Origin of the sequence: Eubacterium sp. An11 (assembly GCF_002161065.1) — a bacterium.
GTDB classification, from domain to species: Bacteria; Bacillota; Clostridia; order Lachnospirales; family Lachnospiraceae; genus Anaerobutyricum; species Anaerobutyricum faecale.
In genome coordinates this window covers 63,682-88,847 of record NZ_NFLV01000009.1, presented here as the reverse complement: position 1 = coordinate 88,847, position 25,166 = coordinate 63,682, and the positions used below count along the sequence as shown (strand labels likewise).

29 protein-coding genes and 2 tRNA genes are annotated in these 25,166 nt (G+C 47.4%); 22 read left to right on the top strand and 9 right to left on the bottom strand.

The genetic code is table 11. From position 1 onward, the window contains the following. Positions 1-59: 59 nt before the first annotated feature. From B5E53_RS08975 to B5E53_RS08945, 7 genes are all read left to right on the top strand, one after another. Positions 60-1,529 (top strand): 4Fe-4S dicluster domain-containing protein, encoded by a 1,470-nt coding sequence (locus B5E53_RS08975; protein ID WP_087314248.1) that lies wholly within the window; start codon positions 60-62, stop codon positions 1,527-1,529. Positions 1,530-1,692: 163 nt separating this feature from the next. Next, positions 1,693-1,780, top strand: a tRNA-Ser gene (locus B5E53_RS08970). 190 nt (positions 1,781-1,970) lie between these two features. Next, complete coding sequence (locus B5E53_RS08965; protein WP_087314246.1) at positions 1,971-4,844, top strand: TetM/TetW/TetO/TetS family tetracycline resistance ribosomal protection protein; 2,874 nt, start codon at positions 1,971-1,973, stop codon at positions 4,842-4,844. A 122-nt stretch (positions 4,845-4,966) separates the two neighbouring features. Next, positions 4,967-5,677, top strand: coding sequence for an ATP-binding cassette domain-containing protein (locus tag B5E53_RS08960; protein WP_087314244.1), 711 nt, complete (start codon positions 4,967-4,969; stop codon positions 5,675-5,677). Between the two features lie 23 nt (positions 5,678-5,700). Further along, the gene (locus tag B5E53_RS08955) at positions 5,701-6,618 is read left to right on the top strand and encodes a SufD family Fe-S cluster assembly protein (protein ID WP_087314313.1); all 918 of its coding nucleotides are present in this window, start codon (positions 5,701-5,703) and stop codon (positions 6,616-6,618) included. 94 nt (positions 6,619-6,712) lie between these two features. Next, a complete protein-coding gene (locus B5E53_RS08950; RefSeq protein WP_087282168.1) occupies positions 6,713-6,985 on the top strand; it encodes a metal-sensing transcriptional repressor in 273 nt (90 codons plus the stop codon). 18 nt (positions 6,986-7,003) lie between these two features. Beyond that, on the top strand, positions 7,004-7,210 hold the full coding sequence (locus tag B5E53_RS08945; protein WP_087314242.1) for a hypothetical protein: 207 nt from the start codon (positions 7,004-7,006) through the stop codon (positions 7,208-7,210). Positions 7,211-7,428: 218 nt separating this feature from the next. On the opposite strand, the gene B5E53_RS08940 is transcribed toward B5E53_RS08945, so the two are convergent. Further along, positions 7,429-8,340, bottom strand: a complete 912-nt coding sequence (locus B5E53_RS08940; RefSeq protein ID WP_087314240.1) for a precorrin-6B methylase — start codon at positions 8,338-8,340, stop codon at positions 7,429-7,431. 137 nt (positions 8,341-8,477) lie between these two features. Here B5E53_RS08940 and B5E53_RS08935 point away from each other — a divergent pair, with 137 nt between their 5' ends. The 5 genes from B5E53_RS08935 to B5E53_RS08915 all read left to right on the top strand — a co-directional run bounded on the left by B5E53_RS08935 (position 8,478) and on the right by B5E53_RS08915 (position 11,892). Continuing rightward, positions 8,478-8,918, top strand: coding sequence for an Rrf2 family transcriptional regulator (locus tag B5E53_RS08935; protein ID WP_087314238.1), 441 nt, complete (start codon positions 8,478-8,480; stop codon positions 8,916-8,918). Positions 8,919-8,931: 13 nt separating this feature from the next. After that, on the top strand, positions 8,932-9,888 hold the full coding sequence (locus tag B5E53_RS08930) for a putative ABC transporter permease (RefSeq protein WP_087314236.1): 957 nt from the start codon (positions 8,932-8,934) through the stop codon (positions 9,886-9,888). Positions 9,889-9,942: 54 nt separating this feature from the next. Beyond that, positions 9,943-10,356 carry a hypothetical protein gene (locus tag B5E53_RS08925; protein ID WP_087314234.1) on the top strand — a complete coding sequence of 138 codons (414 nt, stop codon included), beginning with the start codon at positions 9,943-9,945 and terminating at the stop codon, positions 10,354-10,356. Between the two features lie 236 nt (positions 10,357-10,592). Further along, complete coding sequence (locus B5E53_RS08920) at positions 10,593-11,270, top strand: phosphatase PAP2 family protein (protein WP_087314232.1); 678 nt, start codon at positions 10,593-10,595, stop codon at positions 11,268-11,270. A 91-nt stretch (positions 11,271-11,361) separates the two neighbouring features. Further along, on the top strand, positions 11,362-11,892 hold the full coding sequence (locus B5E53_RS08915) for a EutP/PduV family microcompartment system protein (protein WP_087314231.1): 531 nt from the start codon (positions 11,362-11,364) through the stop codon (positions 11,890-11,892). An 89-nt stretch (positions 11,893-11,981) separates the two neighbouring features. Here B5E53_RS08915 and B5E53_RS08910 read toward each other — a convergent pair whose 3' ends face one another. From B5E53_RS08910 to B5E53_RS08900, 3 genes are all read right to left on the bottom strand, one after another. Beyond that, positions 11,982-12,242: a hypothetical protein gene (locus B5E53_RS08910; protein WP_087314229.1), complete on the bottom strand. Its 261-nt coding sequence runs from the start codon at positions 12,240-12,242 to the stop codon at positions 11,982-11,984. 274 nt (positions 12,243-12,516) lie between these two features. Next, a tRNA-Thr gene (locus tag B5E53_RS08905) sits at positions 12,517-12,589 on the bottom strand. A 118-nt stretch (positions 12,590-12,707) separates the two neighbouring features. After that, positions 12,708-13,100: a transcriptional repressor gene (locus B5E53_RS08900; protein ID WP_087314227.1), complete on the bottom strand. Its 393-nt coding sequence runs from the start codon at positions 13,098-13,100 to the stop codon at positions 12,708-12,710. A gap of 248 nt (positions 13,101-13,348) precedes the next feature. On the opposite strand from B5E53_RS08900, the gene acpP reads away from it, so the two are divergent. From acpP to B5E53_RS08885, 3 genes are all read left to right on the top strand, one after another. Further along, positions 13,349-13,582: an acyl carrier protein gene (acpP, locus tag B5E53_RS08895; protein WP_087314225.1), complete on the top strand. Its 234-nt coding sequence runs from the start codon at positions 13,349-13,351 to the stop codon at positions 13,580-13,582. Between the two features lie 256 nt (positions 13,583-13,838). Beyond that, complete coding sequence (locus tag B5E53_RS08890; protein WP_087314223.1) at positions 13,839-14,822, top strand: rod shape-determining protein; 984 nt, start codon at positions 13,839-13,841, stop codon at positions 14,820-14,822. 2 nt (positions 14,823-14,824) lie between these two features. Continuing rightward, the gene (locus B5E53_RS08885; RefSeq protein ID WP_087314221.1) at positions 14,825-17,041 is read left to right on the top strand and encodes an ATP-dependent RecD-like DNA helicase; all 2,217 of its coding nucleotides are present in this window, start codon (positions 14,825-14,827) and stop codon (positions 17,039-17,041) included. Here B5E53_RS08885 and B5E53_RS08880 read toward each other — a convergent pair. The 5 genes from B5E53_RS08880 to B5E53_RS08865 form a co-directional block, all read right to left on the bottom strand. Then, the gene (locus B5E53_RS08880; protein WP_162611870.1) at positions 17,038-17,790 is read right to left on the bottom strand and encodes a ComF family protein; all 753 of its coding nucleotides are present in this window, start codon (positions 17,788-17,790) and stop codon (positions 17,038-17,040) included. The genes B5E53_RS08885 and B5E53_RS08880 overlap by 4 nt on opposite strands. A 135-nt stretch (positions 17,791-17,925) precedes the next feature. Continuing rightward, entirely contained in the window at positions 17,926-18,360 is a 435-nt protein-coding gene (locus tag B5E53_RS08875; protein ID WP_087314217.1) for a dUTP diphosphatase, read from the bottom strand. A gap of 54 nt (positions 18,361-18,414) precedes the next feature. After that, the gene (gene nrdG / locus B5E53_RS08870; protein WP_087314215.1) at positions 18,415-18,906 is read right to left on the bottom strand and encodes an anaerobic ribonucleoside-triphosphate reductase activating protein; all 492 of its coding nucleotides are present in this window, start codon (positions 18,904-18,906) and stop codon (positions 18,415-18,417) included. Then, positions 18,896-19,051 (bottom strand): anaerobic ribonucleoside-triphosphate reductase, encoded by a 156-nt coding sequence (gene nrdD / locus B5E53_RS19965; protein ID WP_140401473.1) that lies wholly within the window; start codon positions 19,049-19,051, stop codon positions 18,896-18,898. Before nrdD ends, nrdG begins: the two co-directional genes overlap by 11 nt. Positions 19,052-19,065: 14 nt before the next feature. Then, positions 19,066-21,324: an anaerobic ribonucleoside triphosphate reductase gene (locus tag B5E53_RS08865; RefSeq protein WP_087314213.1), complete on the bottom strand. Its 2,259-nt coding sequence runs from the start codon at positions 21,322-21,324 to the stop codon at positions 19,066-19,068. Positions 21,325-21,935: 611 nt separating this feature from the next. Here B5E53_RS08865 and rpmG point away from each other — a divergent pair. From rpmG to B5E53_RS19225, 7 genes are all read left to right on the top strand, one after another. Then, entirely contained in the window at positions 21,936-22,085 is a 150-nt protein-coding gene (rpmG, locus tag B5E53_RS08860) for a 50S ribosomal protein L33 (RefSeq protein WP_140401472.1), read from the top strand. Positions 22,086-22,111: 26 nt separating this feature from the next. Continuing rightward, positions 22,112-22,309 carry a preprotein translocase subunit SecE gene (secE, locus tag B5E53_RS08855; RefSeq protein WP_087314211.1) on the top strand — a complete coding sequence of 66 codons (198 nt, stop codon included), beginning with the start codon at positions 22,112-22,114 and terminating at the stop codon, positions 22,307-22,309. A 21-nt stretch (positions 22,310-22,330) separates the two neighbouring features. Further along, complete coding sequence (nusG, locus tag B5E53_RS08850; RefSeq protein ID WP_087282131.1) at positions 22,331-22,852, top strand: transcription termination/antitermination protein NusG; 522 nt, start codon at positions 22,331-22,333, stop codon at positions 22,850-22,852. Positions 22,853-22,915: 63 nt separating this feature from the next. Beyond that, entirely contained in the window at positions 22,916-23,341 is a 426-nt protein-coding gene (gene rplK / locus B5E53_RS08845; protein ID WP_087282129.1) for a 50S ribosomal protein L11, read from the top strand. Positions 23,342-23,416: 75 nt separating this feature from the next. Then, positions 23,417-24,109 (top strand): 50S ribosomal protein L1, encoded by a 693-nt coding sequence (gene rplA / locus B5E53_RS08840; RefSeq protein ID WP_087314209.1) that lies wholly within the window; start codon positions 23,417-23,419, stop codon positions 24,107-24,109. A 259-nt stretch (positions 24,110-24,368) separates the two neighbouring features. Beyond that, positions 24,369-24,542, top strand: coding sequence for a hypothetical protein (locus B5E53_RS19230; protein ID WP_162611869.1), 174 nt, complete (start codon positions 24,369-24,371; stop codon positions 24,540-24,542). A gap of 178 nt (positions 24,543-24,720) precedes the next feature. Then, positions 24,721-24,888 (top strand): hypothetical protein, encoded by a 168-nt coding sequence (locus B5E53_RS19225; protein WP_162611863.1) that lies wholly within the window; start codon positions 24,721-24,723, stop codon positions 24,886-24,888. The last annotated feature ends 278 nt before the right edge of the window (positions 24,889-25,166 follow it).

Here is a 25,166-nt window from a genome sequence, read left to right as displayed (position 1 = left end):
TTATGCGCTCTGGCGCGGGCCGGGCTTCAGTCATTCAGGAGGATTTAGGAGGATTATTTATGGTTACGAATGATGCAACAATTTTGAAGATCAAACATGAAGTGCTGTATCGAGTTGCAAAGCTGGCTTATGAGGGAAAGTTCCAGGAAGAAAGAGAAAAGATTCCTTATGAGATGATTCCGGGACCGAAAGCACAGTTCAGATGCTGTATCTATAAAGAAAGAGAAGTCATCAGACAGAGAGTGAATCTGGCGGAGGGCAAAACGCCAATGGGTGAGATCCCGGATAATTCCAAGGGACATAAGATTGTTTATGTGATTCCTGCGGCCTGCGAGGAATGTCCGATCGCAAGATATACTGTTACCAACAACTGTCAGAACTGTATGGGAAAGGCCTGCTATAATTCCTGTAATTTTGGTGCCATCACCATCGGCATGAACCAGGCATACATTGATCCGTCCAAATGTAAAGAGTGCGGTAAATGTGCGGCTGCCTGTCCATACAACGCCATCGCGGATCTGATGCGTCCTTGCCGTAAGAGCTGTCCTGTGGATGCCCTGCAGGTGGATCCGGACACCGGCATCGCTATGATTGACGATGAGAAATGTATTTCCTGTGGTCAGTGTATCCACAGCTGTCCGTTTGGTGCCATCGGCTCCGTTACATATATTGTGGATATTATCAATGCCATGCGTGAAGGCAAGAAGGTTTACGCCATGGTCGCTCCGGCATTGGAAGGTCAGTTTGGCGATAAGATTACCATGGCCAGCCTGAAAAAAGCGGCAAAAGAGATCGGATTTACCGATATGATCGAGCTGGGACTGGGCGGCGACCTGACAGCCCTGTTCGAGGCAAGAGAGTGGGCGGAGGCTTATAAAGAAGGCAAACAGCTCACCACATCCTGCTGTCCGGGCTTTGTAAACATGGTAAAGAAACACTTCCCTAAGATCGCGGATCACATTTCCACCACAGTATCTCCGATGTGTGCCGTTTCCCGTATGGTTAAGGCAAAAGATCCGGATGCCATCACTGTATTTGTGGGACCTTGTGTGGCTAAGAAGAGCGAGGCAGCCGATTCCGGTATCGAAGGCAACGCTGATTATGTTCTGACCATCGGCGAGTTCCGCGCCATGATGAAAGCCAAAGATGTGGAACTGGAGCAGGTAGAGAATGACTACCAGCAGGCTTCCGTATTCGGAAAACGTTTCGGCAACAGCGGCGGCGTAACTAACGCTGTACTGGAGTCGCTCAAAGAAGAGAATGAGAATGCCGATGTGACCGTAACTGTATGTAACGGCGCGGCTGAGTGTAAAAAGGCTCTGCTCATGCTGCAGGCAGGCAAGTTAAAGACAGACTTTATTGAAGGTATGGCCTGTGTGGGCGGCTGTGTAGGAGGCCCAAGCAAGCACAAATCTGAGATAGAGACCAAACGTTTCCGTGATAAACTGATCAAAGAAGCAGACGGCAGAAATATTCTGGAGAACCTGTCCGAAGTGGATCTGGATTCCTTCTCTATGTACAGACACTAATTTGGTTGTTGGCAGGCCATTCATGCACAGACACCGGCATGTTCGTGCGACGGTTGTTTATGCGAAGACGCCAATTAATTCTTGCAATTTAGAATAAGGTCTGATAGAATAATAAAGCAAAATCGGCAGGAAGGCAGATATTTCTGCTTTCCTGCATTCTTTTGGAGATGTACCCAAGTGGTTGAAGGGTCCGCACTCGAAATGCGGTAGGTCGGGCAACCGGCGCGAGGGTTCGAATCCCTCCATTTCCGTACCGGCGGCATGGCTCGTGAGAGCTGTGCCGCTTTTGTCGTTTTTTGGACGGCAATATGATTAAAGGTGGCAGGGACACAGCATGGACGTTGCATCTTACGCCAGCGCGATTGAATGAATCATCGACTTATACCCCTTTCTGTGCTATGATTACAAAAGCATGATCATAGAACAGAAAGGGGTATTTCTATGGGAGATACGTCTGGAAATAAAAAGAACCAATCAGAGATAAAAAATAAAAAGCGTATCTGCATGGGGATTTTGGCCCATGTGGATGCAGGCAAGACGACGTTGTCGGAAGGGATTCTTTATCTGACCGGCGGCCTGCGAAAGCTGGGACGGGTGGACCACGGCGATGCCTTCCTGGATAATTTTGCTCTGGAGCGAAGCCGGGGTATCACGATTTTTTCCAAGCAGGCGGTGTTCCCGCTGGGAGAGACGGAAGTTACGCTCATTGATACGCCGGGACATGTGGACTTTTCTGCGGAGATGGAGCGGGCGCTCTGGGTCATGGATTACGCAGTGCTGGTGGTAAGCGGTGCCGACGGGATTCAGGGACATACGGAGACGCTCTGGCGGCTGCTGAAAGCCTATCAGATTCCCACATTTATTTTTGTCAATAAGATGGATCAGGAGGGAACAGACCGGGAAGCGCTGCTGACAGAACTTAAGAAGAATCTGGATGACGGATGTATTGCCTTTGACGGATTTGCACGGGATGACGGAGAGCAGCGTGCCGGAACGGAAGGCGGAGCAGCCGGGGCAGAGCATGACCACGATGAGGTTCTGATCAGTGCTGATTCGGAAGAGATCCTCGAAGAGATTGCCATGTGCGATGAGGAAGTGCTGGAATCTTACATGGAGACGGGAGCCATCAGAAAGCGGGATGTGATCCGGCTGATCGATGAGAGAAAGATATTTCCCTGCTTTTTTGGCTCGGCTTTAAAACTATCCGGAGTGGAACAGCTGCTCGGGGGACTGGAACAGTTTACGAGGATGCCGGAATATCCGGATGCGTTTGCGGCGAAAGTGTTTAAGATATCCAGGGATGAACAGGGAAACCGTCTGACTCATGTGAAGATCACCGGAGGCCGTCTGAAGGTCAAGACCTCGTTTGGAGAAAAAGAAAAGGTAGATCAGATCCGGGTTTATTCCGGTGCAAAATATACTCTGCAGGATGAGGCGGAGGCAGGAATGGTCTGTGCGCTGACGGGACTTTCGGAGACGGCGGCCGGCCATGGACTGGGCGAAGAAAAAGATCTGGAGGCTCCTTTGCTGGAGCCGGTCTTGAGCCGCAGTGTGATACTGCCGGAGGGGACGGATGTGCCAAAGGCGCTTCGGCAGTTAAAACAGCTGGAGGAGGAAGATCCCCTTCTGCATGTGGTGTGGAACAGCCGGCTGGAAGAGATCCAGATGCAGCTCATGGGAGAGGTGCAGACAGAAGTTTTAAAAAGTATGATCGCGGACCGTTATCAGATGGATGTGGAATTTGGAGCGGGACGCATTATGTATAAAGAGACGATCGCCAATACGGTGACCGGTGTGGGCCATTATGAACCGCTGCGTCATTACGCGGAGGTGCATCTGCGCATGGAGCCGGGAGAGCGGGGAAGCGGTTTGGTTTTTGCTTCAGATTGCAGTGAAGATGTGCTGGACGGTAACTGGCAGCGGCTGATTCTCACTCATTTGATGGAAAAAGAACATCCGGGAGTGCTGGCAGGTATGCCCATCACCGATATGAAGATTACGCTGACAGCGGGAAAGTCACATTTAAAACATACCGAAGGCGGTGATTTCCGTCAGGCAACTTACCGGGCGGTGCGCCAGGGGCTCATGCAGGCAGAATCTGTTTTGCTGGAGCCATGGTATGTGTTCCGTCTGGAACTGCCGGCGGAGCAGGTGGGACGGGCCATGGCAGATATCCAGAAACGATATGGCACCTTTGAGGCCCCTCTTATGGAAGGGGAGCGGGCGGTCCTTTCAGGCCGGGCGCCGGTATCGGAGATGCTTGACTATCCGGCAGAAGTACAGTCCTATACCGGAGGCCGGGGCAGACTGGCATTGCGTCTGGAAGGATATTATCCCTGCCATAATCAGGAAGAGGTGCTGGCTGACATCGGTTATGACAGCGAGGGAGATGTGGACAATCCGTCCGGTTCCATTTTCTGCTCCCATGGGGCAGGATTTTTCGTGCCATGGGATCAGGTGCCGGATTACATGCACATCAAAGAAAAAATTCCGGGCGCAGGCAATATGCCGGACGATGCGGGAGCAAATGTATCTCCCAGCGGAGCCAATGCATCCGATGAAGGCGGCGCATCCTGCGCTTCCTCTTATATAGAAGACAAAGAACTGGAAGCCATTTTTCTCCGGGAGTTTGGCAGCAAGAAACAGCAGGAAGACCGCTACCAGGGATATCGGAATAAATCTGTCCGCACATCTGCAGGCACAGCATCTGCAGGCACATCCGGAGGACGCAAAAATGTGAAGGGTACCGTTTCTGGAATGTTGTATGATCCCGACGGGGAAAAACAATATCTGCTGGTGGACGGCTATAATATCATATTTGCCTGGGATTTCCTGAAAGAATTGTCGGAGGTGAATCTGGAGGCCGCCAGGGGCAAGCTGATGGATATCCTCTGTAACTATCAGGGATTTACAGGATTTACGCTGATTGTTGTTTTTGATGCGTATAAGGTCAAAGGCAATCCGGGAGAGGTATTTAAATATCATAATATCCATGTGGTGTACACGAAGGAGGCGGAAACCGCAGATCAGTATATTGAAAAGACCACCCATGAGCTTGGGCACAAACACCGGGTGATCGTGGCCACATCGGATTCTCTGGAACAAGTGATCGTCATGGGACAGGGGGCAAGGCGTCTGTCTGCGGCGGACTTTCTGGAAGAAGTGGAGCGGGCGGAGAAAGAAATCCGCCGGATCAATGAAGAGCGGCGGCATAACGGGAAAAATTATCTGCTGGAAAACACGGACGACGAGACCGCCGAACTTCTGGAAAATGTACGGCTGGGGAAGACGAATCTGGAAGGTTCGGAATCTTGACTTTTTCACTAGGATATGATATACATAGAATTTGGATACGATGGATATTTTCATAAAATATTTATGGGGCCCGGAAGCTTTTTTCAGAAAGGCAGAACGGGACCGGATACAAGGAGATAACTATGCTTGAACTAAAGAATATCAGCTATATTGTTGAGGATGATAAAGAGATTCTGGAAGATGTGAATCTTACCATTGACGACAAGTTTGTAGCCATTACCGGACCAAACGGCAGTGGCAAATCCACCCTCGCAAAGCTTATTGCGGGGATTATTCATCCTACCGCCGGAAGGATTATTCTGGACGGAGAGGATATTACGGATTTAAATATTACAGAGAGAGCCAATAAAGGTATCAGTTATGCATTTCAGCAGCCGGTACATTTTAAAGGACTTAAAGTAAAAGATCTCATTTCCGTGGCTTCCGGCAGAACTATGTCGGTGAAGGAGATTTGCGATGTGCTCTCTGAGGTGGGCCTTTGTGCCAGAGATTACGTGAACAGAGAGTTGAACGGAAGTCTGTCCGGCGGCGAGCTCAAGAGAATTGAGATTGCCATGATCCGCGCCAGAGCCACGAAGCTCTCTGTTTTCGATGAACCGGAGGCGGGGATCGATCTGTGGAGCTTTAACAGCCTGATTCATGTGTTTGAAGAGCTTCACGAGAAGACGGAAGGAACGATCCTGATCATTTCCCATCAGGAGCGGATCCTTGAGATCGCAGATAAGATCATTGTAATTAACGGCGGCCATGTGGAGAAAGTGGGACGCGGCGAAGATGTGATTCCGGGTCTCCTTTACGCATCATCAGCCTGCCAGAAACTGAGCCAGAAATAAGGAGCAGGGACGATATGAGTGAAATGGATTTAATACAGAAAGAACTGCTGGAGCAGGTAGCTGACCTTCATGGTGTGCCTGCTGGAGCCTATAATATCCGTGCCAACGGAGTGGCGGCAGCAAGAAATACAACAGCTAATATTGATATTGTCACAAAAGAAGACAAGCAGGGCATTGATATCATTATCAAGCCGGGCACGAAAAAAGAGAGTGTGCATATCCCGGTTATCTTAAGCCAGAGCGGACTTAAGGAAGTGGTATACAATGACTTTTATATCGGTGAGGACAGCGATGTGACTATCGTGGCAGGATGCGGTATCCACAACGGAGGCAGCAGCCTCACCAAGCATGACGGTATCCACACATTCTATGTGGGGAAAAATGCAAAAGTGCGCTATGTGGAGAAACATTATGGTAACGGCGAGGGCACCGGTGAAAAGGTGATGAACCCGGAGACAGTGATCCATATGGATGAGAATTCTTATTTCTATATGGACACTGTGCAGATCAAGGGCGTGGACAGCACAGATCGTGTGACCAAAGCCGATTTAAAGGCGGGCGCTAAATTAGAAGTGTCTGAGAAACTTATGACTCACGGTGTACAGACTGCCAAGACGGCATTTGATGTGGAGCTGAACGGAGAGGGAAGCAGTGCCAATGTGATTTCACGTTCCGTGGCAAGAGATCATTCTTTCCAGGATTTCAAGGCAAAGATCAGCGGCAATACCGCCTGCGCCGGTCACAGTGAATGTGACGCCATTATCATGGATGACGCCAGAGTCAGCGCTACTCCGGAGCTGGAGGCGAACAATATTGATGCCGAGCTCATTCATGAAGCTGCCATCGGAAAGATTGCCGGCGATCAGCTTATTAAACTGATGACTCTGGGACTTACGGAGGCAGAAGCAGAAGAAATGATTATCTCCGGATTCCTGAAATAATTCTGAAGAAGACAAAAATGCAATTTTGCGGTGCCCGGAAACAGGGCGCCTGCGAAGGGATTCATTTGGCATAGATGAATGGAGGGAGATACCGATGAGACAATGCATGGATGCGAAGAATCTTCATCAGCGTCTGAGCCGGATCAGAGGACAGATCAATGCCATCGATAAAATGGTGGACGAAGATGTGCCTTGTGAAGACATTCTGATTCAGGTGAATGCAGCGAAATCCGCTCTGCATAAAGTGGGGCAGATTATTCTGGAAGGGCATTTGAATCATTGTGTGAGAGACGGGATTGAACATGGGGACGCCGATAAGACCATTGCGGATTTCGCCAGAGCAGTAGAATATTTTTCCAGATTATAGCAGGCGGGAGGAAACAAAATGAGTGCATACGAACAGGATATAAAAAGGTACGAGACAAAGATGCGTGCCTGCGCCACCATGACGGAACTGCTGGTGGCAATGTCCTCCTGGCAGAGCTTTGCAGATTCCCACGGGCTGTCTGAAGAAGAAAAAGCGACGGTGGACAAGGCATATATGGAAGCAGAAGCGAAGCTGATCACCCAGGTGAAACCTACTCTGTGGTAAACGCGGAAGAAAGTACAAAAGATCATACAGCAAATAAAAGGGCTGCTGCAAAATTGCCTGCAGTGCGAAATATAATGTGTTTAGAAGGGATACGTTTTATTTCGTGAAGGCGATATTTTGCGGCAGCCTTTCTCATTTCACAGGAAGTTCCGCCGGAATTCCCGTGAAACAAAAAGCTTTTTGTGAAAGATTCTCGTTTGCATGTGGCAAAGGGAAACTTATTCTGTGATTTCTCCGGAAATAATCCACGGAGCCGGCTTGGCCTCGAAAACATTTTTCCGGTTCAGTTTGGACATAGATATCTGGATCACTTCGCTGCGGGAAATGTGATACTTCTCAAAAATACGAAGAATAGAAGAGAGAATATCAAGTTCCAGTGTGTAAACCACAAACTTCATCTGTGGATTGATTTTCAGAAGGTTCTGCACCTCTTCTTCGAAACGTTCTGTGGCGACGATAAAAGCGAGAGACGGAACCGGGAGATTCCGCATGGAGGAACGGCTGGTATCTTCCACGATGATAATGTTCGTCAGACCAAATTTATTGATATTTTCTTCCAGAGAATACCGGTCATGTTTGTTGTATTCCACGGCGATGATCTGTCCGTCGCTGGCAATCATGGCGGATTCCACAGCGATGCTCTCGCCGCTGATGATGCAGATGGTATCCTGATCATCCAGATGCAGTTTGTTGACAATAATGGAACGGATCTCACTGGCTACGTAGCGCACGGAACCCTGGGTGAAATTGTCGTTCTGCATGCCGATACGGTAGGAACTTCTGGAGTTCGGATTGAAGATCAACATGACAGATGGCCCGGTGATTTCTGTGTTGATCATCTCAGATAATTTGCAGATATTGACGCTGCCTTCCGGATTAAGGCCGGTTTTAAACCAGATATCACAGTCCCCGAGACCATAATCCCACAGATTGAAGAAAAAGTTTGGATCGCCGGCGTCGGCGAAGACCAGAACTCTTTTGTGGGTTTCGATGGTTGGGATCAGGTTCTTTTGTTTCTTACTGATATCAATTAATTTGATCTTTTCGATGTCAAGGCCGGCTTTTTTGGAAAAGTATTCAAGCCAGGCAAGAATCTGTGTATTTGTGAAGGAAGATTTGTTATTAAGCATGGGAAGACCTCCTTTGATATAATTATATTTATTTTAGTACAATAGATGAAAAAAGGCAAGAAATGAATAGATTTCCTTGTAAAATTGCCACAAAAGTTGTAGAATCTAAAAGATGAAATAAGAAGGGAAGATGAAGGGTGAAAATATCGACAAAAGGACGATATGCATTGCGTCTGATGCTGGACATTGCATTAAATGAGAAAGAAGGTGAGCCGGTCCGCATTAAGGACATTGCGCGCAGGCAGGAATTGTCCTGCAAGTATCTGGAACAAATTATTTCCGCACTGCACAAGGCGGGATATGTCCGCAGTATACGCGGGCCTCAGGGAGGATATCTTTTGACCAGAACGCCGTCTCAGTACACGGCGGGAATGATCCTGCGTCTGACCGAGGGAAGCCTTGCGCCGGTATCCTGTCTGGAAGGGGAAGAGAATACCTGTGCCAGACTCAATGAGTGCGCGACGGTTGTCCTCTGGCAGAAGCTCAACGACGCCATCAGCAGTGTGGTGGACACGGTGACCCTTCAGGATCTGATAGAGTGGCACTGCGACAGAAGTGGAAATAATTACGTGATTTAAAGAGAGCAGAATAATGATTGGACAGTATTCCTTATATGAGTGGCTGATATTTTTTTATATTTACAGCTTTTTTGGCTGGATTTTTGAATCTGCCTACGTATCATTCAAAGAAAAAAAATGGGTAAACCGCGGTTTTCTGATGGGACCTTTCCTGCCTATTTACGGCGGAGGTGCCGTGATGATGCTGTTTGTGTCGGAACCGTTCCGGTCGAATCTGATTCTGACCTATTTTGCGGGGGCAGTGGGAGCTACCCTCCTGGAACTGGCGACCGGCGTGGTCATGGAGAGCATTTTTAAGATCAAATACTGGGACTATTCTGCCCGGCGTTTCAATTACAGGGGATATATCTGCCTAGCGTCCACTATTTTGTGGGGCTGTTTTACAGTGCTGATGAATGAGCTGATTCATCCGGCTGTTCTTTCTTTTCTGGAAATGGTGCCTGCGCTGCCGCTGCACATTGTCTCCGGCGTTATCTCTGCCTTTTTTGTGCTGGATGTCGTGGACTCTGTAAAAGAGGCGCTGGACCTGCGGAATATGCTGGAAAAGATGGAGAATCTCCGGGAAGAAGTGCTGCGTCTCAGAAAACGTGCCGATGTGGTGATTGCCTGTCTGGATGACAGCTGGCGGGATTTTGTGGAAAATAATCCTGCAGCAGATAAGGCCGGAGAGATTTACAAAGGCCTTGAACTTCGATATAATAAACTGAAGCAGAGTGTTATGGAGATAGATATTCTCACGGATGCCCAGAAGGAAGAGCTGGGTGAACTGAAGGAGCGTCTGAATATGATCCTCGAACAGCTGGAAAAGCTCCGGAAAGGAAAAACGCAGATGCACAGACGTCGAAGAAAGCGCCTGAGAATCCGGATTCTCGGCAATCCGACCATGACTTCCGCACGCTACCGTTTTTCTTTGGAAGCCCTGAAAGAAAGGATAAAAGAATCCCGGGAAGAGGAATCCAAAGGAGAATAAGCACGGCAGTATATTTTTCAACATATAATTTTTTCAAGAAAGGACTATACTATAATGAATTTAGACTTAAAAGGAATCAGAATCGTCAAATGTGAGTTTCGCAACGAGATGGGACCAAATACAAAACTGAACCTTCAGGTGAATGTCAACAATCAGATCAAGCTTCCGAAAGAATTGAAAGCGGACTCTGTGGGAACGGTCATCAGCAAGGTGATGGTCGGCTCTCCGCTGCATCCGCTGTATCTGTATCTGGAACAGGTGAGCACTTATGCGGATAAAGATGAGCCGAAAGGGGAAGTGCCGGATATGGAAAGCATGATGAGTCTTTATAAGACCATCTGTGTACCGATGGCCATGAAAGAGCTGGAGGAAACCATCAAAAAAATCTGCGCGGTGTATCATATCCCTGAGATTAAGATTCAGAAGAACGATAATGCGGATAAAAACCGTCGTGGTTATCTCAACTAAACCGGAGAGGATGCAAATCTCTTCCGGGCGTGGGTAAACTTACGGAATTATTAAGAACAGCATGAAGTTATTAAGATAGTATGAACTTGCCGAAAAAGAATTGACGAACGATGGAAGATGCGGTACTGTTTATCATAAATAATTTATCAATAAGCGGTGTGTGCAGGCATTTTCTCAGGAGGTGCCTGCACACATCGTGAACGAGTCAGCACAGTATAACCCGGAAGGTGATTTTTATGAGAGACAAATTAAATCAGAATAAACATGTTTTATTGTTGTTGTATTTTCCTTTTTATCTGGCGGTTTTTCGCTATCTTGAAAACATAAGGCTCGAGCATCTGCATATCATCAGTTCTCCGCTGGATCAGCATATTCCATTTATACCAATTTTTATCATTCCGTATCTGTTCTGGTTTGTGTACATCGCCGGACCGGGATTGTATTTCCTTTTTTGTGAGAAAGAAGAATTCTGCCGTCTGATGTATTTCGGTATGATAGGGATGACCGTATTTTTGCTGGTTTCCTGGATTTATCCCAACGGTCTCGACATCCGGCCGGACAGCTTTGCGGACAATAACATATTTACACAGCTGACCAGATTTGTTTACAGTGTGGATACTTCCACCAACGTACTTCCGAGTATTCATGTGTATAATTCTGTCGGCATCTATCTGGCAGTCAGGGACAGTGAGAATCTTGCCGGCAAAAAAGGAATACGATATGCTTCTTTGATTACGACCGTGCTGATCATTCTGTCTACCATGTTCGTAAAGCAGCATTCTGTCGTGGATGTTTTCACAGGCCTGATGCTTTCGTATGTGGCTTATGAGCTGGTGTACGGCGGCCGTGCGGTGCAGATCTGGAGCAGTATCAATATGGTGAAATACCGTAAAAAAGAAGAGCTGAAGTCCTGACGGGATGAGACGGTGTACGGGCACGATGATACGATGGAAAAGACCGCCGGGAAGACGGCAATAATAACTGCTTGGAAAAGGAGCGGACATCATGAGGAAGATAATGTTTGTGGGGCGGAGCGAGTCAGGAAAGACCACACTCACACAGGCAATGAAGGGAAAGAAAATCATTTATCATAAGACGCAGTACGTCAATCACTATGATGTGATCATAGACACACCGGGAGAATATGCGGAAACCAAAAGACTCGGCGGTTCTCTGGCGGTATATGGAGCAGAATCCGATGTGATAGGGCTTCTCATAAGCGCCACGGAGCCGTTTTCGCTGTATCCGCCCAACTGTACCTCCCAGAGCAACCGTGAGGTGGTGGGCATTGTGACCAAATGCGATCACTGGGCAGGAGACCCGGAGCAGGCTGCAGAGTGGCTGCGCCTGGCAGGCTGCAAAAAGATTTTTTACACCAGCGCCTTTACCGGCGAGGGCATTGCGGATATCATTTCTTATCTGAAAGAGGAACACGAGACTCTCCCGTGGGAGACCGTAAAGGCTCAGTACGATAAGCTGGATTACGGCAGCGGTGCTTCCGATGATGACATGAACATTAACGGCGTGGTGGTGTGAGGATCAAATAATCTATATCGTTCATATGGCAAAAAAGCGGCATCGATTTCGGCTGTTCCGGAATCGATGCCGCTTTTTTGCCTGGTCAGTCAGGTAGAGGGCTTGTCTTCATCCCACACACTTCTCAAATCGGAAATAAAGGCGAAAGCTTCTTTATCAGAGAGAACCGCTATGAAGTGACAGACGGTCTGGCCGGAAAAGCCGCATCTGCCATTTTCCTGTTCCAGATAGCAGCGGGGCGCGATATTCAGCTGTTCTGCCATGCCTTCCTGGGAGAGAGAATGTCGGAGCCGATAATCTAACATGTGTTTGCTGATGAACCGGTTTAATTTTTCATCTGATACTTTCATGGAAATGCCTCCTTGATAAAATTTTCCTTTTTTCGACAGGGAACAGGAAAATATTACCTGTAAGGGAAAAGTGGTGCCATGATATACATGTCACTTGATTATGAAAAATAAATAATATATATGAATATTAAGTGCGCAAATTAATAATGTAAATACAGATAATGGATATGTAAATATTATAAATATTTAAAGTGAACATAAAAATATAGCATAAAAAATAAAATGGGAAAGTGTAAAAAATGCATTGGTTAAGAGAAAAAGAGTAAAAAAAATAAGCTCCCTGCCGGACTTGAACCGGCGACCTACGCATTACGAATGCGTCGCTCTACCAACTGAGCCAAGGAAGCTTGTCTGAACTGACCTGTCTATTCTACAATATTTCGGAATAAAAATCAATAATAAATTTTAGTTTTCCGGCTTCTTTTGAGATAGCCTTCATTCTCCGGGACAGCTTTGTGGGCTGTGTCAGGACTTGGACATGCAATCTTTACACACGCCGCGGAAAACGATGCTGCATTCAGTGATTTTTCCGTCAAAGTTTTCGTTCAGCTGACCGTACAGGGACGCATCCGGATAATAAGGAAGATCCAGAAGGCATCCGCATGAATCACAGATAAAATGAGAATGCGGCCTGGCAAGACCATCGAAGCGGTCGGTGCGGTCTTCGCAGGAGATTTTTTTAATTTTTCCGATTTTGGTAAGAAGAGAAAGATTACGGTATACCGTCCCCAGACTGATGTTGGGAAAGTTCTCTCGTACCTCCATGTAGATTGTGTCAGCCGTCGGATGATCGTGGTGAGAGAGGACGCACTGCAGAATAGCTTCTCTCTGCCGGCTTTTCTTCATTGGAGCAGTCATTATGGAATCATCTCCTCTGTAATTAATAGTAATAATCGTTATCATTCTCATTATATATGAGAGGCAATAAATTTGTCAAGAATGAGAAAGAAAGAGGAAAAGGTGGATTTTTGCGTATTGCGGGAAGAAAATTTTTGTGTTTTTTTGAGAAGGATACATATAAGAAATAGGTTGACAAAGAAAAGTATGAATAGTATACTTTGAGCATCGAAAGAAATGTGATTTTAGGAAAAAGGAGATATTTTCTGATGTTAGAGAAGATGAAAGAAATTATTGCAGAGCAGCTTGGCGTTGAAGAGGATGAGATTACTCTTGAGACTTCCTTCAAAGAGGATCTGGGAGCAGATTCCCTGGATCTGTTTGAGTTAACCATGGCTTTGGAAGAAGAATATGACATCGAGATTCCGGCTGAAGAACTGGGCGAGATTGAGACTGTGAACGATGTCGTTGAATATCTCAAATCCAAAGGTGTGGAAGAATAAGAGTCTGCATGCGATAAGAGACACGGAATGGGTATTGAAAGATAACGCATCTTTCAATACCTCTTTTTATGTAACGTGTTTTCTTACATATTAAAGACAAAACAGTCATTTTTATGAAGTTTGAAAAAAGTATTGGAAATTCGATTCATTTCGTTTATAATAACTATAAGTGTGCAAATTAATTACAGACAAAATCAGACAGAGCCTTCCGGCTCTGCTTCAGATAGACAGGATAAATATAGAAAGGAGATTCCCAATGGCTACGGATATTGGAATTGATTTAGGTACAGCGAGTATTTTGGTTTATGTAAAAGGCAAAGGTGTTGTGTTAAAAGAGCCTTCTGTAGTTGCTTTTGATGTAGATACGAGAAAGATTAAGGCAATTGGCGAGGAAGCGAGACTGATGATCGGAAGAACTCCGGGAAATATTGTGGCAGTTCGTCCTTTAAGACAGGGCGTTATCAGTGATTATTCCGTGACAGAAAAGATGCTGAAATACTTTGTGCATAAAGCAGTGGGAAAGAGTCTCTTTGGAAGAAAACCAAGAATTTCTGTCTGCGTGCCGAGCGGCGTTACCGAGGTGGAGAAGAAGGCCGTGGAAGATGCGACCTACGCGGCAGGTGCCAGAGATGTTAAGATCATAGAGGAGCCTGTGGCCGCAGCCATTGGAGCGGGAATCGACATTGCAAAACCATGCGGTAACATGATCGTGGATATCGGAGGCGGTACCTCAGATATCGCAGTTATTTCTCTGGGCGGCACAGTTGTCAGCACCTCCATTAAGGTGGCAGGAGATGACTTTGACGAGGCCATTGTCCGCTATATGAGAAAGAAACACAATCTGTTGATCGGTGACCGTACAGCGGAAGACATTAAGATTCAGGTGGGCAGCGCCTATGTACGTGCGGAGGAGGCTTCCATGGAAGTGCGCGGCCGGAATCTTGTGACAGGACTGCCTAAGACGGTGACCGTAACATCTGAGGAGACCAGAGAGGCACTCAGAGAGGCAACCGCACAGATCGTGGAAGCGGTACACAGCGTGCTGGAGCGTACTCCACCGGAATTGGCAGCGGATATTTCTGACAGAGGTATTGTGCTGACCGGAGGCGGAAGCATGCTGCAGGGACTGGAACAGCTCATTGAGGAGAAGACCGGAATTACAACTATGACAGCTGACGACCCGATGACGGCGGTAGCCATTGGAACCGGTCAGTACATTGAATATCTTGGCGGCAAATAAAGATGGCACATCTGGAAGGTTATGTAAGCCATATTCGATTTCATAATGAAGAGAATGGATATACCGTTCTGGAACTGGAAACGACCCACGGGGATGAAATCCTCGTGGGAACTTTTCATTATATCAATGAAGGGGAATACCTGTCGGTGGAGGCAGAATTTACGGAACATCCGGCCCATGGCCCGCAGTATCAGGTGACTTCTTATCAGGTAAAGGAGCCCGAAGATAAGGAAGCGATGGAACGATATCTGGGTTCTGGGGCCGTGCGGGGCATCGGACCGGCGCTGGCGGCCCGCATTGTGAAGAAGTTCAAGGGTGATACCTTCCGTATCATCGAAGAAGAGCCGGAAAGGCTGGCGGAGGTCAAGGGGATTTCCTTGCAGAAGGCCATGAATTTTGCTGTACAGTTCCAGGAGAAGCAGGAAATGCGGCATGCTATGATGTTTCTTTCTGACTACGGCATTGCCAACCATCTGGCGGTCCGTATTTTCGAGGAATATGGCGATAAAATGTACGAAATTCTCAAGACGAATCCTTATAAACTGGCGGAAGATATTCACGGTATCGGGTTCCGCATTGCTGATAATATCGCTGCCAGGGCGGGGATTGCGCCGGATTCGGAACACCGGATCGGTGCGGCGATTCTTTATACCCTGCAGCAGAGTGTCAGTGCCGGACATGTGTATCTGCCCAAAGAGGTTCTCTGCCGCAATACCGGACAGATGCTTGGTATGCCGCCGGAATACATCGGCGATCATCTTATGAATCTGGTGATGAATAAGAAGCTGATGATCCGGGTGGTGAATGACGAAGAACATGTTTATTTGAGTACGTATTATTTTATGGAAAGAAATACAGCGGCCATGCTCCATAATCTGGACCTGAAGTTTCCGGCAGAGGAGGCAGTGCTGACGCGAAGGATCGCCTCTCTGGAGGAGGAGACAAAGATTGCCCTTGATGAACTGCAGAAGTCAGCGGTGAAGCAGGCGCTGACGGAAGGCGTTCTCATTGTGACCGGCGGTCCCGGTACGGGTAAAACCACGACTATCAACCTGATGATCCGATGTTTTGAGGCGGAGGATATGGAGATTGTGCTGGCGGCTCCGACAGGGAGAGCGGCGAAGCGGATGACAGAAGCCACCGGCTATGAGGCAAAGACTATCCACCGGCTGCTGGAGTTAAACGGAGGTATTGAAGAGGGAGATTCCTATCGTTTTGAGAAGAATGAAGAGAATCCCATCGAAGCGGACGTGATCATTCTCGATGAAATGTCCATGGTGGATATTTCTCTAATGTATTCATTTTTAAAGGCGGTTTTGCCGGGGACCCGGTTGATTCTGGTGGGAGATTCTAATCAGCTGCCAAGTGTGGGGCCGGGAAATGTGCTGAAGGATATGATCGAGTCCGAAGTGTTTCCGGTGGTCCGTCTCACAAAGATTTACCGGCAGGAAGCTACCAGCCGGATTGTGCTGAATGCTCACAAGATCAATGAGGGAGAACAGATCGTTCTTGATAACCGAAACCGGGATTTCTTTTTCTTTGAGAAGAAAGACATTCGTTCTGTGACAGCGGGAGTGATTTATCTGGTGAAGAACCGCCTGCCGGAATATATCGGGGTGGACCCTTTTGAGATTCAGGTGCTGACGCCTATGCGAAAAGGGGAGCTGGGCGTGGAACACATGAATCAGGTGCTTCAGTATTATCTGAATCCGGCGTCTCCGGATAAAGAGGAGAGAGAAGTGCACGCCGGCGTCTTCCGGGAGGGGGACAAGGTGATGCAGATTAAAAATAATTATAAGATCGAATGGAAGATTGTCAATGAAAAGGGATTTTCTGTGGAGGAAGGTCTGGGGGTATTTAATGGTGACATGGGCGTTATCCGCAAAATCAATACATTTTCGGAAAAGCTCACAGTGGTTTTCGATGAGAACCGGCAGGTAGAATATCCATTTTCCAATCTGGACGAACTGGAACTGGCTTACGCCATCACCATCCATAAATCTCAGGGAAGCGAGTACCCGGCGGTAGTTCTCCCGCTTCTGAGCGGGCCGTCCATTCTGTGTAACAGGAATCTTCTTTATACTGCGGTGACGAGAGCGCAGCGGTGTGTGGCTATTATTGGACGGCAGACCATGGTGGAACAAATGATCCGCAATGAATCAGAACAAAAGAGATATACGGGACTCAGAGACTGCCTGAGAGAGGATGTGGGTCTTTAATCTCTGGCAAGTCCGATGCAAACCGAATAAATAAATATATTTTTCACTCCGGCGCCGTGGAGAATGCGGGTGCAGATTTCCATAGTGGCTCCTGTAGTGTAGATATCATCAATGAGGAGGACTGTCGTCAGATCCGCAAGCTGATCACGGAAGATCGGATTGACGGCAAAGGCGTCCTGCAGGTTGTTGAGTCTGGCCTGAGGCCGCAGCTGTTTTTGGGGAGCGGTATCCTCTGTTCTTAAAAGCAGATTCCCCTGGCATGGGATGCGCAGCAGGACAGAGAGACTTTCGGCCAGAAGCTCCGCCTGGTTATATCCCCGCAGGCGGCGTTTGTTTTTGTGGATGGGAATGGGAACCAGCAGATCCGGTTTCCAGCGCAGAATATCATTTTTGTGCCGGGCGCAGATTTCCCTGGCAAAAAACTGGGAGAGAACACGTCGGTTCATATATTTAAAGGCTGCCATAGCCGGACGAGTCTTTTCGTTATAGACAAAAAGTGCCAGACCGGCCCGGAAGCTTTTGGGAAAGATCCGGCAGTCATAACAGTATTCCTGTTCCGGTGAGGCCACTGGTTTTCCGCAGGCCAGGCAGACCGGTTCTCTCACATAGGGAAGTTCTGGCACACATTTTTTACATACGTAGATGCCATAAGGGAGAACCTGCCCGCAGATCGGGCAGTGCCTTGGGTACAGAACCGGAAGAAACCGGTCGTAAAAATAATAAGAAAACCGGAGATGCAGTTCGTGCATTTCCGGTTTTATCTTTTGTACATAACTTTTATGTGCATGTGCTTTAGTGAAATCGGGCTGTTTCAGAAAAGACAGATATTCTGAAACGGCTTCTTTGGTATCCGTAATTCGATTTCCTAAAGATTTAAACATATATTACGCCTTTCCTGTGCTGCCGAAGCCGCCGCGGTCAGCGTGCCGCAGCTCGCTGGTTTCCTCAAAGTGGATGACTGGCTGATGTTTCATGATCCGAAACTGGCAGATGCGGTCATTGATGTGGATCTCGGTATCCCGCACGGCGAGAACCGGCATGTACCACTGGTCATTGTCGCCGCAGTAGGATTCGTCGATGACGCCCATGTGGTTGGTCTGGATGACGCCGAAATTCTTGAAGGTAGAGCTGCGTGGAACCACGTGGGCCTCGTAACCGGCCGGAAGCTCCATGGCGACGCCCAGGGGAATGAGGGCGAACTCTCCTTTCTTCAATGAGACCTCTGCGGCAGCCCGCAGGTCGATCCAGTCTGATTTGTTTTCTATGTAGGTTAATTTCTCAATCTGATCAGAGAAATATTTGATTCGTATGGTTTCCATAAGTGTGTTCTCCTTCTACCGGGAAATGGAAAGATGGACGCCGGATACTGCAGATTACTGCTGTGCATTCGCCGGCGGATCCAGAGTGATCAGCCGCTGATTGCTGCTGCCGCGGAACTCAAGGGTCAGATCGCGAAGTTCTTCCACATAAGGACCGTCCACCAGAACATTGGTCACAGCCAGCAGCTTTTCGATGGCAGGATCTTTTTTGGCCATCTCCAGCAGATCTTCATAGACATAGCCTGTGTAGGTCATCACATGACCGCCGGTGGCACGCACCATGCGGCCCAGGGCTGCCAGCGGTTCCGGCTGACAGAACGGTTCTCCGCCGGAAAAGGTGATACCGGAGAGAAGGGGATTCTGTCTGTATTGTTTAAAAATGTAATCAATACTTTCCACATAGCCGTCGGTAAAAGAGTGGGTCTGGGGATTATGACAGCCTTTACAGTGATGCGGGCATCCCTGCACAAAAACGACATAACGGAGTCCCGGTCCGTCCACGATGGACTCTTCCACCAGACCGCTTAAGCGTAACTCAAAGGCCATGTTTTACACGGTCCCTTTCCTCGGCTTTTTTGGCGTTATTGAAACGATCCATGGTTCCCACCAGATATCCGGTGATTCTGCGGATGCGGTCAAAGTCAACATTTTTACCGATTGTAGTAGTTTCAGATGTTTTATTATTTAACATAAAAATGCTCCTTTCTATCTTTTGATGGGCGGGACGTCCGGATACTTCTTCTGGAGTTCCAGAAGCTTCTCAATGGAGATGGATTCTCCGGCCCGCCTTCCACAACGTGGACAGACGTCGTTAATGACTCCAGTATACCCGCAAACCGGGTCGCGGTCAACAGGGTGATTGATGGAACCGTAGCCGACGCCCTGCTCTTTCATGTAACGGATGATGGATTCAAAGGCAGGAAGATTCCGGCTGGTATCTCCGTCAAGCTCCACATAGCTGATGTGTCCGGCGTTGGTCAGCGCGTGATATGGCGCTTCCAGCTCGATCTTCCGGTAGGCCTTGATCGGATAATACACAGGCACGTGGAAAGAGTTGGTATAGTATTCTCTGTCCGTGATGCCCGGAATCTCGCCGTATTTTTTGCGGTCCATTTTTACAAAACGTCCGCTCAGACCCTCGGCAGGGGTGGCCAGCAGGGTAAAGTTCAATCCTGTCTTCTGAGACTCCTCGTCCAGCTTGTGGCGCATGTGGCCGATGATGGCGAGTCCCAGCTGCTGCGCCTCCTCACTCTCACCGTGGTGTTTGCCGATGAGAGCCTTCAATGTCTCGGCCAGGCCGATGAAGCCGACGCTCAGCGTACCGTGCTTTAACACTTCTCCGACAGTATCGTCGATGGAGAGATGCTCGGAATCGATCCAGATACCCTGAGCCATCAGGAACGGGTAGTTCCGGACCTTTCTGGCTGCCTGGATCTTAAACCGGTGCAAAAGCTGGCGGATGACCAGATCCATCATATCGTCAAGCTTCTGATAAAAGACGTCCAGGTCGCCGTGAGCCTCGATACCCAGCCGCGGCAGGTTGATGGAGGTAAAACTTAAGTTACCTCGCCCGTATGTAGTCTGTCTGTCCGGATCATGGACGTTGCCAAGGACTCTGGTCCGGCAGCCCATATACGCCACTTCCGTGTTGGGATCGCCTTCCTTATAATAAGCCAGGTTAAACGGCGCGTCGATGAAGCTGAAGTTCGGGAACAGCCGTTTGGCGGAGGTGGCGATGGCCAGCTGGAACAGATCGTAGTTGGGATCGCCCGGATTATAATTGACGCCTTCTTTCACCTTGAAGATCTGTACCGGAAAGATCGGGGTCTCGCCGGCTCCCAGTCCGTCAATGGTGGATTCCAGAAGATTCCGCATGACCATGCGTCCTTCCGGGGAGGTGTCTGTTCCGTAATTGATGGAAGAGAACGGCACCTGTGCACCGGCTCTGGAATGCATCGTGTTCAGATTATGGATGAGAGACTGCATGGCCTGGCGGGTCTGTTCTTCCGTATACTTCATAGCCTGCTGCAGACAGAATGCGTGCATTTCCTCCAGATTCTCCTTGAGGCTGTCTTCCAGAGGAAGCTCTTGGAAGGCTTCCAGAAACAAATGCTCTTTTCCCATTTTGAGGGGAGTGGACACCGCGCCGCGAAGTACTTTTTCAAGGGTCTCAGCCTTGGCTTCGTCATAGCGGAGACGAACCTCCACAAAGGAACGGAGCGCCTTGAAATATTCTTTGGTGTAGGTCTTGGATACACCTTCTGCCATGGCGTAATCAAAATTCGGGAGACTCTGTCCGCCATGCATCTCATTCTGGTTGGCCTGAATGACGATACAGGCAAGGGCCGCATAAGTGATGATGGACTGCGGTTCCCGGACATAACCATGGCCGGTGGAAAATCCGCTTTTAAACAGGCGGATCAGATCGATCTGGCAGCAGGTCTCTGTCAGCATATAAAAATCCATATCATGGATATGGATATCTCCGTTGGTGTGAGCGGCTCCGATATCTTTTGGCAGGACATAGTTGGTGATGAAATATTTGGAACCTTCCGAGCCGTACCGGAGCATGGTTCCCATGGAGGTATCTCCGTCAATATTGGCGTTCTCCCGCTTAATGTTCTCCGACTTGGCGCTGGAGTAAGTGAGGCGCTCATAAATATTCATCAGATCAAACTCGGTGCTGCGGATCTTGGCATGTTCCGCCCGGTATAAAATGTAAGCCTTGGCGGTGGACGCGAAATCGTAGCGGATCAGCATGGCCTCCACAATATCCTGTATCTGTTCCACGGTGGGGATCTCCACATCCTCCACGGCATCGCAGACCTTCTGCGTTAAATAAGAAAGATCCGCGGGAGTCAGATGATCTTCGGAGGCGGTACTGGCACGATGAATCGCATTCAAGATCTTGATGGAATCAAAAGGCACCAGATCGCCGTTGCGCTTCTGAATCTGTTTTCCCATAATATAGTAAAACTCCTTTAATATGTCATATAGACGAAACACAATATATAGTAATTATAAAATGAACAAAACACTATATAATGAGTTGCGTACCACAATAGTATCACCGGAGGGCGGTTTCGTCAACGGAAAATAGTTGTTGCATTTCCCGGAAAATGGGGTAAGATATTATCAGAAAATAAAAAAGAGTTCTGACAATTGGCAGATTTGTTTATAAAGGGGGATATCCCGGGAAGTTATCCACATTTGACAGGGGAATTGTGCACAGCCCAATGAATGAGGAAAAAAGGGACTTATCAACAAGAAAAAGAAAAGTTATCCACATTATCCACAGAATCCACAAGAGATTGTGGATAGTTTATGCACAACAAAAATAGACGGCTTCACATTTGAAATATAATTTCCTGAATGAAAAAGAAGAAAATGATTGACTCCGGCCGTCGGGTATGGTATATTAAGCTGGCGATGGAATAGGTCTTTTTTTTATGCCTAAAAAAGCGTAAGGAACGGATCGCCTGGTGAAAGAGACATCTGCTGTCTCGGGAAACTGCGGCGGAAACCGTCCCGGGCATAAAGAAAAACGCATAATTAAAAAATTGGAGGTGGAAGTTGTGCGCGTGAAGATTACATTGGCATGTACAGAGTGCAAGCAGCGTAACTACAATACTACGAAGGAGAAAAAGAATCATCCGGAAAGACTGGAAACCAGAAAGTATTGCAGATTCTGCAGAAAGCATACTGTTCATAAGGAAACAAAATAGTTGAACCGTTTATAAGGAGTGATGACATGAGCGACGAAAAAAAGAAAGCAGGAATCCGTGGATGGTTCCGTGGTCTTCAGTCCGAATTCAAAAAGATCACCTGGCCGGATAAGGACAGGCTGGTTCGCGAGACAGTGACTGTCGCAGTGGTATCTGTAATCCTTGGTATCATCATTGCTACCCTGGATATGGTTCTTCAGTATGGAATTAATTTTCTTGTCTAGCAAAAGGGTAAAGGTGAATATATGTCAGAATTGAACTGGTATGTGGTCCATACCTACTCAGGCTATGAAAATAAAGTAAAAGCGAATATTGAAAAGACAATTGAAAACAGAAAGCTGCAGGATCAGATATTCGAAGTCAGAGTTCCCCTTCAGGAAGTTGTAGAGATGAAGGGCGGAGTTAAGAAAAATGTTTCCAAAAAAATGTTTCCCGGATACGTTCTTGTAAATATGGTTATGAATGACGATACATGGTACGTCATCCGCAACACAAGAGGCGTTACAGGCTTCGTAGGTCCGGGCTCTGAGCCGATTCCTCTGACGATGGCTGAGATGAGAAATCTGGGCATCGCCGAGACGGAAGAAGAGGTTGAGATCGATGTGGAAGTCGGCGATCTGATCGAGGTGGTATCCGGTGCATGGGAAGGTCGTGTGAGCCAGGTTAAAGACATTAACATGGGCAAGCAGACTGTGACTATCGAAGTGGATATGTTCGGTCGGGAGACTTCTGTAGAGATTGGATTTTTAGACGTAAAGAAATTATAAGATGTCTGAACAGGACAGTGGGAGGGAAATTCCCGCAATTACCACAATAGGAGGTTAGCTATCATGGCGAAGAAAGTAACAGGTTATATTAAATTACAGATTCCGGCAGGCAAGGCAACTCCAGCACCGCCTGTAGGTCCGGCCTTAGGTCAGCACGGAGTAAATATCGTACAGTTTACGAAGGAGTTCAACGCAAGAACAGCAGATAAAGGCGATCTGATCATCCCTGTCGTAATCACGGTATATCAGGACAGAACATTCAGTTTCATTACAAAAACTCCACCGGCAGCAGTTTTATTAAAGAAATACTGCAACATCAAATCCGGTTCCGGCGAACCAAACAGAACAAAAGTGGCATCTATCTCCAAAGATAAGATCAAAGAGATTGCCGAAATGAAAATGCCGGACTTAAATGCAGCTAGTATCGAAGCAGCTATGAGCATGATTGCAGGTACTGCAAGAAGCATGGGAATCACTGTTGAGGACTAATTGTAATTTTGAAGGATTTAGTTTGACGAAGTGGGAGGGTCGCTCCCGATAATACCACAGGAGGTTATTTTTAAGATGAAAAAAGGTAAGAGATATCAGGAAGCTGCAAAGCTCAGAGATAAAACCAATTTATACGAAGCACCGGAAGCTATCGCCATCGTAAAAAAAGCAGCCAGTGCAAAATTTGACGAGACAATCGAAGCTCACTTAAAGATGGGTCTTGACGGACGTCACGCAGACCAGCAGATTCGTGGTGCGGTTGTACTGCCTCACGGAACTGGTAAAAAAGTTCGTGTCCTTGTTTTCGCAAAAGGCGACAAGGCAGAGGAAGCTGCAGCAGCAGGCGCAGAATTCGTAGGAGCAGAGGAGTTAATTCCGAAGATCCAGAACGAAGGATGGCTTGAGTTTGACAAAGTTGTTGCAACACCGAACATGATGAGCGTAGTAGGACGTCTGGGACGTATCCTCGGACCAAAAGGCTTAATGCCTAACCCGAAAGCCGGTACCGTAACCATGGACGTAGCCAAAGCCGTTCAGGAATTAAAAGCCGGTAAGATTGAGTACAGATTGGATAAGACAAACATCGTTCACGTGCCAATCGGAAAAGCTTCTTTCACAGAGGAGCAGTTAAACGAAAACTTCCAGACATTAATAGATGCAATCAACAAAGCAAAACCAGCGGCTGCAAAAGGTCAGTACATCAGAAGTGCTACCCTTACATCCACCATGGGCCCTGGCGTGAAGCTGAACACTGCAAGATTAGTATAATAACGCTTCCAGACAGCGATTGCAAAACAACACAGGACGGACAATTTTCACGGCCGCAGATGCGGCCGCGGGAGTTGTCCGTCTTTTTCTTTTTCTTGTTTTCGGGATTTTGGGCAGGAAAATGGCAGAGAGTCAAAGGTTTAAAATAGTGCGTTTTCATTCTAAAGGAATTGATTAATTTGTATAGGAAGAGTATAATGAATATATTATAAAATATTATATGACAATGACTGAACGGGAAAGGGGCAGGACGAACCGGATGGGGAAAGGAGAAATTATGGAAGATATGGGTATGACTGATTTACAGTTTAAAAGCTGGTTAAGGCAAATTATACGCCGATTAGAAGAAGCAGAAAGTGAAGACAGTAAAGAAAAAACGGATATAAAACTGGATGAGTTATTGAAAGATCTGAGGGAAGATTTACAGGGATGATAACTTCCTGTAACAGGAACAGCAGAGAGGGCGGACCTGCCGCCGCTCTTCACACAAGAAAGAAATACAAGTTGAAAAATGTAAAAATTTGACAGGATATATCATATATAGTAAAATACTGATTGTCACATAAGTATTGTGTGACAATAACCAAAAAGGGAGAGGCAGGACGAACTGGATGGGGAAAGGAGAACATATGAATGATATGAATATGACTGAAGTTGCGAGACTTTTAATTGGATTGCGTGCGGCTGGATGGTCAGAAAAGGAAATTAATGATTTTATTCTTTATATAGAGACTGGAGAAGAACAATATAAACCAAAGAAAAAAGAGACGGCAGAGTAAAACAGCCGTCAGGAACAGCAGAGAGGGCGGACCTGCCGCCGCTCTCCACATAAAAAGAATACCATAATATGATGAGGGCGTCAAAAGGTATTTTGACGCCTATGTACACGGATCGTTACGTGCTGACGCACTTCCGCGCTCTTAAAGTCATGCATGCCTACGCAAGCGCGGTCCGCATGACCTTTTGACGCTTGTATCATAATATATTTCTGATTACAATAATGATTTGAGACGGCCTTATCGTCTGTGCTTCAGGGTGCAGAGATAAGGCCTCTTTT

Coding starts and splice junctions, on each gene's coding strand:
- acpP (WP_087314225.1), top strand. CDS start 13,349: ATGTTAGAGAAGATGAAAGAAATTATTGCAGAGCAGCTTGGCGTTGAA.
- B5E53_RS08910 (WP_087314229.1), bottom strand. CDS start 12,242: ATGAAAGTATCAGATGAAAAATTAAACCGGTTCATCAGCAAACACATG.
- B5E53_RS08925 (WP_087314234.1), top strand. CDS start 9,943: ATGAATTTAGACTTAAAAGGAATCAGAATCGTCAAATGTGAGTTTCGC.
- B5E53_RS08890 (WP_087314223.1), top strand. CDS start 13,839: ATGGCTACGGATATTGGAATTGATTTAGGTACAGCGAGTATTTTGGTT.
- B5E53_RS08940 (WP_087314240.1), bottom strand. CDS start 8,340: ATGCTTAATAACAAATCTTCCTTCACAAATACACAGATTCTTGCCTGG.
- B5E53_RS08880 (WP_162611870.1), bottom strand. CDS start 17,790: ATGCACGAACTGCATCTCCGGTTTTCTTATTATTTTTACGACCGGTTT.
- rplK (WP_087282129.1), top strand. CDS start 22,916: ATGGCGAAGAAAGTAACAGGTTATATTAAATTACAGATTCCGGCAGGC.
- nrdG (WP_087314215.1), bottom strand. CDS start 18,906: ATGGCCTTTGAGTTACGCTTAAGCGGTCTGGTGGAAGAGTCCATCGTG.
- rplA (WP_087314209.1), top strand. CDS start 23,417: ATGAAAAAAGGTAAGAGATATCAGGAAGCTGCAAAGCTCAGAGATAAA.
- B5E53_RS08930 (WP_087314236.1), top strand. CDS start 8,932: ATGATTGGACAGTATTCCTTATATGAGTGGCTGATATTTTTTTATATT.
- B5E53_RS08920 (WP_087314232.1), top strand. CDS start 10,593: ATGAGAGACAAATTAAATCAGAATAAACATGTTTTATTGTTGTTGTAT.
- nusG (WP_087282131.1), top strand. CDS start 22,331: ATGTCAGAATTGAACTGGTATGTGGTCCATACCTACTCAGGCTATGAA.
- B5E53_RS19225 (WP_162611863.1), top strand. CDS start 24,721: ATGGGGAAAGGAGAACATATGAATGATATGAATATGACTGAAGTTGCG.
- secE (WP_087314211.1), top strand. CDS start 22,112: ATGAGCGACGAAAAAAAGAAAGCAGGAATCCGTGGATGGTTCCGTGGT.
- B5E53_RS08900 (WP_087314227.1), bottom strand. CDS start 13,100: ATGACTGCTCCAATGAAGAAAAGCCGGCAGAGAGAAGCTATTCTGCAG.
- nrdD (WP_140401473.1), bottom strand. CDS start 19,051: ATGTTAAATAATAAAACATCTGAAACTACTACAATCGGTAAAAATGTT.
- B5E53_RS19230 (WP_162611869.1), top strand. CDS start 24,369: ATGGGGAAAGGAGAAATTATGGAAGATATGGGTATGACTGATTTACAG.
- B5E53_RS08955 (WP_087314313.1), top strand. CDS start 5,701: ATGGATTTAATACAGAAAGAACTGCTGGAGCAGGTAGCTGACCTTCAT.
- B5E53_RS08885 (WP_087314221.1), top strand. CDS start 14,825: ATGGCACATCTGGAAGGTTATGTAAGCCATATTCGATTTCATAATGAA.
- B5E53_RS08975 (WP_087314248.1), top strand. CDS start 60: ATGGTTACGAATGATGCAACAATTTTGAAGATCAAACATGAAGTGCTG.
- B5E53_RS08915 (WP_087314231.1), top strand. CDS start 11,362: ATGAGGAAGATAATGTTTGTGGGGCGGAGCGAGTCAGGAAAGACCACA.
- B5E53_RS08950 (WP_087282168.1), top strand. CDS start 6,713: ATGAGACAATGCATGGATGCGAAGAATCTTCATCAGCGTCTGAGCCGG.
- B5E53_RS08965 (WP_087314246.1), top strand. CDS start 1,971: ATGGGAGATACGTCTGGAAATAAAAAGAACCAATCAGAGATAAAAAAT.
- B5E53_RS08945 (WP_087314242.1), top strand. CDS start 7,004: ATGAGTGCATACGAACAGGATATAAAAAGGTACGAGACAAAGATGCGT.
- B5E53_RS08875 (WP_087314217.1), bottom strand. CDS start 18,360: ATGGAAACCATACGAATCAAATATTTCTCTGATCAGATTGAGAAATTA.
- B5E53_RS08960 (WP_087314244.1), top strand. CDS start 4,967: ATGCTTGAACTAAAGAATATCAGCTATATTGTTGAGGATGATAAAGAG.
- B5E53_RS08865 (WP_087314213.1), bottom strand. CDS start 21,324: ATGGGAAAACAGATTCAGAAGCGCAACGGCGATCTGGTGCCTTTTGAT.